We start from the raw sequence: 11,864 nt of genomic DNA, 5'->3' as shown, positions 1-11,864 counted from the left end.
AAGGCACCGTGACAGAAGAGGCCGCCGCAACGGAGGAGACCGCCGCAACGGCCCCACCGACACCGGACGCCACACCACCACCGGACGCCGCCCTCCCGGTCGCCTCCCCCCGGGAAACCCGGCGCGCGGCCGGCCGGCTGATCCGGCGCGACGGCCGCGCCTTCGCGCTGATGCTCGTGCTCAACGCGCTCGCCGCGGGCGCGGGGCTGGCCGGTCCGTGGCTGCTGGGCCGGATCGTCGACACCGTACGGAGCGGCGGTGGCGCCGCCGCGGTGGACCGGCTGACGCTGCTCATCGTGGTCGGTACGGTGCTCCAGCTGCTGCTGGGCCGCTCCGCGCGCTACGTCGGGCACCGCTTCGGCGAACGGGCCCTGGCCCGGGTCCGGGAGGGGTTCGTCGACCGGGCGCTGGCGCTGCCCCCGGCGGTGGTGGAGCGGGCCGGTACCGGGGATCTGACGGCGCGTGGCACGGCGGATGTGGCGTCGGTCGCCGGGACGCTGCGCGATGCGGCACCGGAGGTGTCGGTCGCGGTGGTCCAGGCGCTGTTCCTGCTGGGCGCCGTGGTGGTGCTCCATCCGCTGCTCGGGGCATGTGCACTGGGGCTGGCCGGGTGCGGGTTCGCGGTGCGCTGGTATCTGCGGCGGGCGCGGGCCGCGTATCTCGACGAGGGCGCGGCCCAGTCCGAGCTGGCCGGGCTGCTCGCGGCGACCGCTGCCGGTGCCCGGACCGTCGACCTGCTCGGTCTGGAGGAGAGCCGCGCGGCGGCGGCCCGGCGGGCGATCGAACGGTGCCGCCGCACCCGGCTGCGCACGCTGTTCCTGCGTAGCGTGCTCTTCCCGGTGGTGGACTTCTCGTACACGGTCCCGGTGGCCGCCGCGCTGACGGCGGGCGGGGCGCTTCACGACGCGGGCGTGGTGAGCCTGGGCGCGGTGGTGTCGGCGGCGGTGCTGCTGGGCCAGTTGTCGGCCCCGCTGGACACGCTGCTGTTCCGTACGGAGCAACTCCAGGCCGGTGCCGCGGCGTTCGCCCGGGTGGCGGGCGTGGGGACGGAGGCGGTCGGGCCCGGCGGGCACGCGGAGGCGGGCACCCCCGGAGCAGACGGGAAACCGGCCGCCCCCGAAGCGGCATCGTCCCCGGCCCCCGGCGCCACACCCGACGCCCCGTCCGCCCCCGCCCCCCGCGGCCGGATCGAGGCCCACGGCGTCCGCTACGCGTACGCGCGCGGAGCAGGCGACGAGGTGTTGCGCGGCGTGGAGGTGGCGGTACGGCCGGGGGAGCGGCTCGCGCTCGTCGGGCCGTCCGGGGCCGGGAAGTCCACCCTGGGCCGGTTGCTGGCCGGGGTCGAGGCGCCGGGTGCGGGGACGGTGACGGTCGGCGGGGTACCGGTGGCCGCGCTGCCGCCGGAGGAGCTGCGCCGTCAGGTGGTGCTGGTCACCCAGGAACACCATGTCTTCCTGGGCACTGTCCGGGAGAACCTGCGGATCGCCGCGCCCGGCGCCGCCGACGCCGCGCTGCACGCCGCGCTCGCCGCCGTCGGTGCGGACTGGGCGGCGGCGCTGCCGTCCGGGCTCGACACCGAGCTGGGCCCCGGCGGCCACCTCCCGGACGGGGCACAGAGCCAGCAACTCTCCCTGGCCCGGGTGGTGCTGGCCGACCCCGGCATCCTGATCCTCGACGAGGCGACGGCGCTGCTGGACCCGCGGACCGCACGGCGCACCGAACGGGCGCTCGCCGCCGTACTGGAGGGCCGTACGGTCATCGCCGTCGCGCACCGGCTGCACACCGCGCACGACGCGGACCGGGTGGCCGTCATGGAGGCGGGCCGGATCACCGAACTCGGCACCCATGACGCCCTCGTGGCGGCCGACGGCGCCTACGCGGCCCTGTGGCGCACCTGGCACGGGGACTCCTCGGGGCAACCGACGCGGTCCTGACCACCCCTCAAACCCACGTATTCCAGCCGCCCCATGCCCACCCCCGCACCACCTGGGCCTGCACCCCGGCGGTCCACACGCTCCCGGTGTCCGCATTCCGAACTCGCATTCCGGGCTACGGACGGTTTCCGGCCAATTAGTTGAAGGGGCCCTGACAAGGACCTCGCGGCGGTGGCACTCTTCCCGGCAGCCGCCACACGGACCCCCACAGTCCCACCGTGCGGCAGTCGGCACCGTCTCCCCCCACACACGTTCCAAGTGTTCTGCCTCGCTCTGCCCGGACGGCCCTCCGCCGCCCGGTCCCCCTCGGCCGCGGCCCTGCCGCAGCCCCGCAGAAGGAGTCAGTGTGAGACGCACCCCCCCTCGTCGCGCCGTCGCAACCGGAGCCCTCGTCGCCGCCACGGCCATGCTCGCCGTCGGCGTGCAGACCGGGACCGGCACCGCGGCCACCCCTCACCCGGCCGCACCCCACGCCGCCCCCGTCGCGGGCGCCCTGCCCGCGCAGCTCTCCCCCGCCCAGCGCGGCAAGTTGATCCGCGCCGCCGGCGCCGCCACCGCGGCGACGGCCAAGGAACTGAAGCTCGGCGCGCAGGAGAAGCTGCTCGTCAAGGACGTCTCCCGGGACGCCGACGGCACCACCCACACCCGCTACGCGCGGACCCTGGACGGCCTGCCGGTCTTCGGTGGCGACCTGATCGTCCACGAGGCGAAGGGCGGCGCCGTCAAGGGCGTCACCAAGGCGCAGACCCGGCAGCTGAAGGTTGCCACGACCACTGCGAAGGTCGCACCGTCCGCCGTGTCCGCCAAGGCGCTCTCGTCCGCCCGCTCCCTGGGCGCATCGAAGGCCGCCGCCGACAAGGCGCCGCGCAAGGTGGTCTGGGCCGCCGACGGCACCCCGCGGCTGGCGTACGAGACCGTGATCGGCGGGCTCCAGAAGGACGGCACCCCCAACCAGCTGCACGTCATCACGGACGCCACGACCGGTGAGCAGATCTTCCAGTACCAGGGGATCGAGAACGGCATCGGCAACACCGAGTACAGCGGCAAGGTCACCCTGGGCACCACCGCCTCCGGATCGTCCTACACGCTGACCGACGGCGGCCGCGGCGGGCACAAGACGTACAACCTCAACCACGGCTCGTCCGGCACCGGCAAGCTCTTCACCAACTCCACCGACACCTGGGGCAACGGCACGCCGCAGAACGCCGAGACCGCCGCCGCGGACGCCGCCTACGGCGCGGCCGAGACCTGGGACTACTACAAGGAGGTGCACGGCCGCACCGGCATCAACGGTGACGGCGTCGCCGCGTACTCCCGCGTCCACTACGGCAACAGCTACGTCAACGCGTTCTGGGACGACAGCTGCTTCTGCATGACGTACGGCGACGGCAGCGGCAACGCCGCGCCGCTGACCGCGCTGGACGTCGCCGGGCACGAGATGTCCCACGGCGTCACCGCCGCGACCGCCGGTCTCATCTACAGCGGTGAGTCCGGTGGCCTGAACGAGGCGACGTCCGACATCTTCGGCACCGCGGTGGAGTTCTACTCCAACACCGCCGAGGACCCGGGCGACTACCTCATCGGCGAGAAGATCAACATCTACGGCGACGGCGAGCCGCTGCGCTACATGGACAAGCCCTCCAAGGATGGCGCGTCGGCCGACTACTGGTCGAGCACGGTCGGCAACAAGGACGTGCACTACTCGTCCGGCGTCGCCAACCACTTCTTCTACCTGCTGTCCGAGGGCAGCGGCGCGAAGGACGTCAACGGCGTGCACTACGACAGCCCGACGTACGGCGGGAAGTCCGTGCCGGGCATCGGCCGGAAGAACGCCGAGAAGGTCTGGTTCAAGGCGCTCAGCCAGTACATGACCTCGTCCACCAACTACGCCGCGGCCCGCACCGCGACCCTCAAGGCCGCGGCCGACCTCTTCGGCCAGGGCAGCGCGACGTACAACACGGTCGCCAACACCTGGGCCGCGGTGAACGTCGGCTCCCGGGTGTCGGCCGGAAAGTGACATCCTGACCCGGTGACGGCACCGGCCGGTCATCTCGGCGTGGCATGGCCGAAAGGCCGACCGGTGCACGGAACCCACCTGCGAAAACGGCGAATTGGGCGCCGCTTCCGGACCTCCGGGGGCGGCGCCCGTTTCCGTTGCGCGGATCGCGCGTACACCCCTACCGACGAATTTCGGCCAACCTGCTCTCAGCGTCCTGACATGAACGCGTTCGGAATGGCAATGTTCCCGACGCACGTCACACCCGCATCGCTTTGCACCCCCACCACTTGGCAAAGTTGAAGGAGCACGCGTGACCCCCCGCATATCCCGCAAGGCCCGCATCACCGGCACTGCTGTCGTCGCCGCCGCGGCCCTCGTCGCCGGCGTCGCCGCCACGGCGAGCGCCTCGACCGCCCCGGCCGCCAAGGGCGGCGCGCCGGTCGCCCTCACCACCTCGCACCGCGCCGAGCTGATCCGCGACGCAAGCGCCGCCAAGGCGCAGACGGCCAAGGAGCTGGGCCTGGGCGCCCAGGAGCAGCTGGTCGTCAAGGACGTCATCAAGGACGCCGACGGCACCGTCCACACCCGCTACGACCGCACCTACGCCGGTCTGCCGGTGCTCGGTGGCGACATGGTCGTGCACCGTGCCAAGGACGGCTCCATCAAGAGCACCACCAAGTCGACCCAGAAGACCATCAAGGTCGCCTCCCTCACGCCGAAGATCACCGCGGCCGCCGCCGCGCAGCGCGCGCACGGCACCGCCGCCAAGTCGATCAGCGCCAAGCAGACCGGCGCGCAGGCCGCGAAGAAGGTCGTCTGGGCCGCCTCCGGCTCGCCCGTCCTGGCGTACGACACCGTCGTCAACGGCGTGAAGAAGGACGGCACCCCGAGCCGGATGCACGTCATCACCGACGCCAACACCGGCAAGAAGCTCTTCCAGTACGACGACATCCGTACCGGCAAGGGCGAGAGCGAGTTCAGCGGCACCGTCGACCTCGGCACCACCAAGGACGGCAGCAACTTCACGCTGACCGACGGCGAGCGCGGCGGTCACAAGACCACAAACCTGGAGAACGCCGAGGACGGCGACGGCAAGCTCTTCACCAACTCCACCGACACCTGGGGCAACGGCAAGCCGGACAACCCGGAGACCGCCGCCGTCGACGCGCACTACGGTGCCGCCTTGACCTGGGACTACTACAAGGAGGTGCACGGCCGCACCGGCATCAAGGGTGACGGCAAGGGCGCCTTCTCCCGCGTCCACTACGGCGACAACTACGTCAACGCCTTCTGGGACGACAGCTGCTTCTGCATGACGTACGGCGACGGCGAGGGCAACAAGGCCCCGCTGACCGCCATCGACGTCGCGGCCCACGAGATGTCGCACGGTGTCACCTCCGCCACCGCCAACCTCACCTACAGCGGTGAGTCCGGCGGCCTGAACGAGGGCACCTCCGACATCTTCGGCACCTCGGTCGAGTTCTACGCGAACAACTCCGAGGACCCGGGCGACTACCTCATCGGCGAGAAGATCGACATCAACGGTGACGGCACGCCGCTGCGCTACATGGACAAGCCGTCCAAGGACGGTCAGTCGCAGGACAACTGGGACTCCAGCACCGGTGGCCTGGACCCGCACTACTCGTCGGGTGTCGCCAACCACTTCTTCTACCTGCTGTCCGAGGGCAGCGGCGCCAAGGAGATCGGTGGCGTCAAGTACGACAGCCCGACCGCCGACGGCTCCAAGGTCGAGGGCATCGGCCGGGACAAGGCCGAGAAGATCTGGTTCAAGGCCCTGAGCGAGTACATGACCTCGAACACCGACTACAAGGCGGCCCGTGAGGCCACCGTCAAGGCCGCCACCGACCTGTACAAGGCCGACAGCGCCGAGGTCAAGGGCGTCGAGGCCGCCTGGAACGGCGTCGCCGTCAAGTAACGCACCACGCCGGGCGCCGTGCGACACGGCGCCCGGCACCACGCCGATCCGCCCGGGACCCCTGTGACGTGTCCCCGGGTGCGGTCGGCGCCCCGAGAACGGCGGAACGGCCGGGGAACTCTCTCCCCGGCCGTTCCGCCGTTCCGCCGTTCCGTCATGTCCCGGCTCTCGCGCCACTGCGGGACTCCGGGACTCCGGGACTCCGGGACTCCGGGACTCCGGGACTCCGGGACTCCGAGGTGGCCCTCGCGCCACTCCGGGCCACCCCGCCCTCCCGGCACCCGGCCGCGGACCGGCCGGCGCCGCCCCGGCCGCCAACCGGGTGAAGGCGGCAGGCCCCCCGCTCCTCGCACACCGACTCCCCCAGCGGAACGGATAGAAAGGAGAAATTCCGGCAAAACCTGACGATTCTCTGGTGAGCCCATGATCGGTCGCATCCCTGTCCTGGACATCCGCCCCCGCCTCGACGACGGCCGCCCCGCGAAGGCGGTGGCGGGCGAGACCTTCGACGTCTCGGCCACCGTCTTCCGCGAGGGCCACGGCGCCGTCGCCGCCAATGTCGTGCTGACCGGTCCCGCGGGCCGCACCGGCCCCTGGACCCCGATGGCCGAACTCCGCCCGGGCACCGACCGGTTCACCGCCGAGGTCACCCCGGACGCCGAGGGCCGCTGGACGTACACCGTCGAGGCATGGGCCGACCCGGTCACCACCTGGCGCCGCGATGCCGCCGTGAAGATCCCCGCCGGGCTCGGCACCGAACTCACCCTCCGCGAAGGCGCCGACCTGCTGACCCGCGCCGCCGACGGTGTTCCCAAGGACGCCGGACGCGAGGCGGTGCTCGCCGCCGCCGACGCGCTGCGCGACACCACGGCGCCGCCCGCCGCCCGCCTCGCCGCCGCGACCGCCCCCGCCGTCACCGACGCGCTCGCCCGCCACCCGCTGCGCGAGCTGCTCACCGCCGCCGCCCCGCTGCCGCTCCTCGTCGAGCGCCGCCGCGCGCTGTACGGCTCGTGGTACGAGCTGTTCCCCCGCTCCGAGGGCGCCACCGCGCGGCCGGACGGCACCCTCGTCGGCGGCACCCTGCGCACCGCCGCCGAACGGCTCCCGGCCGTCGCCGCGATGGGCTTCGACGTCGTGTATCTCCCGCCCGTCCACCCCATCGGCACCACCCACCGCAAGGGCCCCAACAACTCCCTGACCGCCGGACCGCACGACGTGGGCTCCCCCTGGGCCATCGGTTCCGCCGACGGCGGCCATGACGCGCTCCACCCGGACCTCGGCACCTTCGACGACTTCGACCACTTCGTCCGCACCGCCCGCGATCTGCGGATGGAGGTCGCGCTCGACTTCGCGCTCCAGTGCTCGCCCGACCACCCCTGGGTCACCCGCCACCCCGAGTGGTTCCGGCACCGCGCCGACGGCTCCATCGCCTGCGCGGAGAACCCGCCGAAGACGTACCAGGACATCTATCCGCTCGACTTTGACACCGATTTCCGGGGGCTGGTCCGTGAGACCGAGCGGCTGCTGCGCTTCTGGATGGACCGGGGCGTGCGGATCTTCCGGGTCGACAATCCACACACCAAACCGGTGCACTTCTGGGAGACGGTGATCGGCGCGGTGGGCCGCACCGACCCGGATGTCCTCTTCCTCGCCGAGGCGTTCACCCGCCCCGCGATGGTCCACGCCCTCGCCCGCGCCGGGTTCCAGCAGTCGTACACCTACTTCACCTGGCGGAACACCAAGCAGGAACTGAGCCGCTACCTCACCGAGCTGTCCGGCGAGGGCGCCGGTTATCTGCGGCCCAATCTCTTCGTCAACACCCCGGACATCCTGCACGGCTACCTCCAAAGAGGTGGGCGTCCCGCCTTCGCCGTCCGCGCGGTGCTGGCCGCCACCCTCTCCCCCACCTGGGGCGTCTACGCGGGCTACGAGCTGTGCGAGGCAGAGCCCGCGGAGCCGGGCAGCGAGGAGTATCTGAATTCGGAGAAGTACCAACTGCGGCCCCGCGACTGGGCGGCCTCGGCCCGGAGCGAAAAGAGCCTCGCCCCGCTGCTCACCACCCTCAACCGCGTCCGCCGCCGCCATCCGGCCCTTCAGCAACTGCGGCGGCTGCATTTCCATCCCACCGACAACGAAGCGGTCCTCGCCTATTCCAAACGCGCGGGCCACGGCCGCGGCGCCGATACCGTCCTGACCGTGGTGAACCTTGATCCACACCACACCCAGGAGGCCACGGTCTCGTTGGACATGCCGGAACTCGGCCTCGGCCGGGACGATTCCTTCCCGGTGCGCGACGAGCTCACCGGCGACACCTACCACTGGGGCAGGGACAACTATGTACGGCTCGATCCGGGCCAGTCGCCCGCGCCCGCGCACGTACTGTCCCTGCGACCGTCCTCACCGATCGGAGGGTCACCCAATTGATCGTCAACGAGCCCGTGCATGACACGTTCGAGGACACGCCGGAAAAGGACCGTGATCCGGACTGGTTCAAACGCGCCGTCTTCTACGAGGTCCTGGTCCGTTCCTTCCAGGACAGCAACGGAGACGGCGTCGGCGACCTCAAGGGCCTCACCTCGCGGCTCGATTACCTGCAATGGCTGGGCGTGGACTGCCTCTGGCTCCCGCCGTTCTTCAAGTCCCCGCTGCGGGACGGCGGTTACGACGTCGCCGACTACACCGCGGTCCTCGACGAATTCGGTGACCTCGCCGATTTCGTGGAATTCGTCGACGCCGCCCACCAGCGCGGTATGCGGGTCATCATCGACATGGTGATGAACCACACCAGCGACCAGCACCCGTGGTTCCAGTCCTCCCGTAACGACCCCGAGGGGCCGTACGGCGACTACTACGTCTGGGCGGACGACGACAAGCAGTACGCCGACGCGCGGATCATCTTCGTCGACACCGAGGCGTCCAACTGGACCTTCGACCCGGTGCGCAAGCAGTACTACTGGCACCGTTTCTTCTCCCACCAGCCGGACCTCAACTACGAGAACCCGGCGGTCCAGGAGGAGATGATCTCCGCGCTGCGGTTCTGGCTCGACCTGGGCATCGACGGCTTCCGGCTGGACGCGGTGCCGTACCTCTACGCCGAGGAGGGCACCAACTGCGAGAACCTGCCGCGCTCGCACGCGTTCCTCCGGCGGGTCCGCGCCGAGATCGACGCGCACTACCCGGACACCGTATTGCTGGCCGAGGCCAATCAGTGGCCCGAGGACGTCGTCGACTACTTCGGCGATTACGCGACCGGCGGCGACGAATGCCACATGGCGTTCCACTTCCCCGTCATGCCGCGTATCTTCATGGCGGTACGCCGCGAATCGCGCTATCCGGTATCGGAAATCCTCGCCAAGACCCCGGCGATCCCGTCCGGCTGCCAGTGGGGCATCTTCCTCCGTAACCACGACGAGCTGACCCTCGAAATGGTGACCGACGAAGAGCGCGACTACATGTACGCGGAGTATGCCAAGGACCCGCGCATGCGGGCCAATATCGGCATCCGCCGCCGCCTCGCCCCACTGCTCGACAACGACCGCAATCAGATCGAACTCTTCACCGCCCTGCTGCTCTCCCTGCCGGGCTCGCCGATTCTCTATTACGGCGACGAGATCGGCATGGGGGACAACATCTGGCTCGGTGACCGCGATGCGGTTCGCACCCCGATGCAGTGGACCCCGGACCGCAATGCCGGATTCTCCTCCTGCGATCCCGGGCGGCTCACCCTGCCGACCATCATGGATCCGGTCCACGGTTATCAGGTCACCAATGTCGAGGCGGCGATGAGTTCCCCGTCGTCGCTGCTGCACTGGACCCGCCGGATGATCGAGATCCGGAAACAGAATCCGGCGTTCGGGCTCGGCAGTTACACCGAACTCCCCTCCAGCAACCCGGCGGTCCTCGCCTTTCTGCGGGCCGCGCCCGGCGAGGGCGGTGCGGACGACGATCTCGTCCTGTGCGTGCACAATTTCTCGCGCTTCGCCCAGCCGACGGAGCTGGATCTGACGGAATTCGACGGACGTCATCCGATGGAACTGATCGGCGGGGTGCATTTCCCGCCGATCGGCCAACTGCCGTATCTGCTGACGCTGGCGGGCCACGGCTTCTACTGGTTCCGGCTCCGCCGCAACGCCGTCTGACGCGGGGGCGGGCCCGCCGCCCGCCCGGTCCGTGGGCCGCCCTCCGCCCGTGCGCCGACCTGCGCGTACGGGCGGAGGTCCGTCCGGGGGCGGGCAGGTCCGGCCGCAGGGCGGGCCCGCCCGCGCCGTGATGGCGTCCGGCCCGGCGGACTCCGTCCGGGGGTACGCTCCCCGCGCCGCCGCACGGAGAACGCCGCATTCCGGGACACTTTGCGCATCCTGTCGAGTGCCCCGGGAAAGGACGCGCCCCCATGCCGGACCCCGCCTCGACCGGTGCTCCGCCCAGATCCGGCGGGCCTCCGCTCGCCGCCGCGCCCGATCTGCTCTCCTCGCTCGCGCCGCTCCTCGCGGACTGGTTGCCCGGCCGCCGGTGGTTCGCCGGGCACGGGCGGCTGATCACCGGCTTCACCCTGCTCTCCGCGACCGAGCTGCTGCCCGGCGCCGCCGCCGGCGGGCCGCCCGGCCTGCTCCATCTGCTGGTCCGCGTGGAGCAGGCGACGGCCCCGGCGGCCGGTGCGCCACCCGGCGGTGACTGCTACCAACTACTGCTGGGCGTGGGCCGGGAGCTGCCGCCGTGGCTGGCGCCCGCGCTGATCGGCCGCCCCGCAGGCGGCCCGCTGCGCGGCCACGCCGTCCACGACGCGTTGCTCGACGGGCGGCTGTGCGGGCTGCTGCTGGAGCGGCTGCGGCTGCCGGGCCGCATCGGGGTGCTCGACTTCCACCGCGAGGCGGGCGCGGAGATCCCGCCCCGGCTGCCCGGCCGCCCGCTCGCCGCGGAGCAGTCCCACACCTCCCTCGTCTACGGCGAGACGCTGATCCTGAAGGTCTTCCGCCAGGTCACGCCGGGCCTCAACCCGGATCTGGAGCTGCCGCGCGTGCTGGCCGGTGCGGGGTGCCCGCGGGTGCCCGCGCCCGTCGCGTGGTTCGAGGCCCGCCCGCCGGAGCGCGGTGCCGAGCCGACGACGCTGGGCGTGCTCCAACCGTATCTGCCGGGCTGCGCCGACGGCTGGCAGCTGGCGCTGGCGGCGCTGGCCGGGCGCGCCGACTTCACCGCTCCGGCGCGGGCCCTGGGCCGCGCCACCGCGGAGGTGCACACCGCGCTCGCCCGGGCGCTGCCCACGGTCGCGCTGCGCCGTCCGCAGCTGGAGTCCATCGCGGCGGGGATGCGCGCCCGGCTGGAGAGCACCGCCCGTGCGGTGCCCGGCCTGCGGCCGTACCGCGCCGGGCTGCGCACCGCGTTCGATGCGCTCGCCACCGCCGGGCGGGGCGGCGGCAGCTGGGCGGCGCAGCGCATCCACGGCGATCTGCACCTGGGGCAGACGCTCCGCCCGGCCCGGGGCCCCGGCCGCTGGTCCCTGATCGACTTCGAGGGGGAACCGGCCCGCCCGCTGGCCGAGCGGCGCCGCCCGCAGCCCGCGGTCCGCGATGTCGCCGCGATGCTCCGCTCCTTCGACTACGCGGCCCGTAGCGGCCCCTCGGGCGGCGACGCCTGGTCCCTGGAGTGGGCGCGCCGCACCCGGGAGGCGTACTGCCGCGGCTATGTGGAGGGCGGCGGCCCCGACCCCTGCGCGGCACCGGAACTGATGCGCGCGTACGAGACCGACAAGGCCGTCTACGAAGTGCTCTACGAGGCCCGGCACCGGCCCGACTGGCTGCCGGTACCGATGGCGGCGGTGCGGCGGCTGGCCGACGGGGGGTGAAGGCCCGGGCGTGTGCCGCCGGGGCGCCTTGCGACGGCTGCGGGGCTCCTTCGGTGCGCCGGTGCCGCCGCCTCCCGTGGGTGTCGCCCCGTCGCGTGCGGCTGCCGCCCGTCCCCGCCCGACCGTTCCGTCCGCCGATCGTCCGTCGCCCCGCCC

General features: G+C 72.2%; 5 protein-coding genes and 1 pseudogene. All 6 read left to right on the top strand.

Annotation, left to right across the window (positions count from 1 at the left end; all coding sequences use genetic code 11):
* Positions 1-8: 8 nt before the first annotated feature.
* The 6 genes and pseudogenes from OG422_RS22125 (at position 9) to OG422_RS22100 (ending at position 11,708) form a co-directional block, all read left to right on the top strand.
* Complete coding sequence (locus OG422_RS22125; protein WP_405744695.1) at positions 9-1,934, top strand: ABC transporter ATP-binding protein; 1,926 nt, start codon at positions 9-11, stop codon at positions 1,932-1,934.
* A gap of 346 nt (positions 1,935-2,280) precedes the next feature.
* Positions 2,281-3,945: pseudogene (locus OG422_RS22120) on the top strand (M4 family metallopeptidase); the annotation flags it as partial.
* Between the two features lie 298 nt (positions 3,946-4,243).
* Complete coding sequence (locus tag OG422_RS22115; protein WP_143939976.1) at positions 4,244-5,869, top strand: M4 family metallopeptidase; 1,626 nt, start codon at positions 4,244-4,246, stop codon at positions 5,867-5,869.
* 423 nt (positions 5,870-6,292) lie between these two features.
* A complete protein-coding gene (locus OG422_RS22110; RefSeq protein WP_405744692.1) occupies positions 6,293-8,293 on the top strand; it encodes an alpha-1,4-glucan--maltose-1-phosphate maltosyltransferase in 2,001 nt (666 codons plus the stop codon).
* The gene (gene treS / locus OG422_RS22105) at positions 8,290-10,008 is read left to right on the top strand and encodes a maltose alpha-D-glucosyltransferase (RefSeq protein WP_143939974.1); all 1,719 of its coding nucleotides are present in this window, start codon (positions 8,290-8,292) and stop codon (positions 10,006-10,008) included. Before OG422_RS22110 ends, treS begins: the two co-directional genes overlap by 4 nt.
* 251 nt (positions 10,009-10,259) lie before the next feature.
* Positions 10,260-11,708: a maltokinase N-terminal cap-like domain-containing protein gene (locus OG422_RS22100; protein ID WP_405744689.1), complete on the top strand. Its 1,449-nt coding sequence runs from the start codon at positions 10,260-10,262 to the stop codon at positions 11,706-11,708.
* Positions 11,709-11,864 lie beyond the last annotated feature (156 nt).

Origin of the sequence: Streptomyces sp. NBC_01525, assembly GCF_045040405.1 — a bacterium.
In the GTDB taxonomy this organism is placed as follows: domain Bacteria; phylum Actinomycetota; class Actinomycetes; order Streptomycetales; family Streptomycetaceae; genus Streptomyces; species Streptomyces benahoarensis.
The sequence above is the reverse complement of the archived record's forward strand: the minus strand, read 5'-3'. Positions and strand labels throughout refer to the sequence as shown.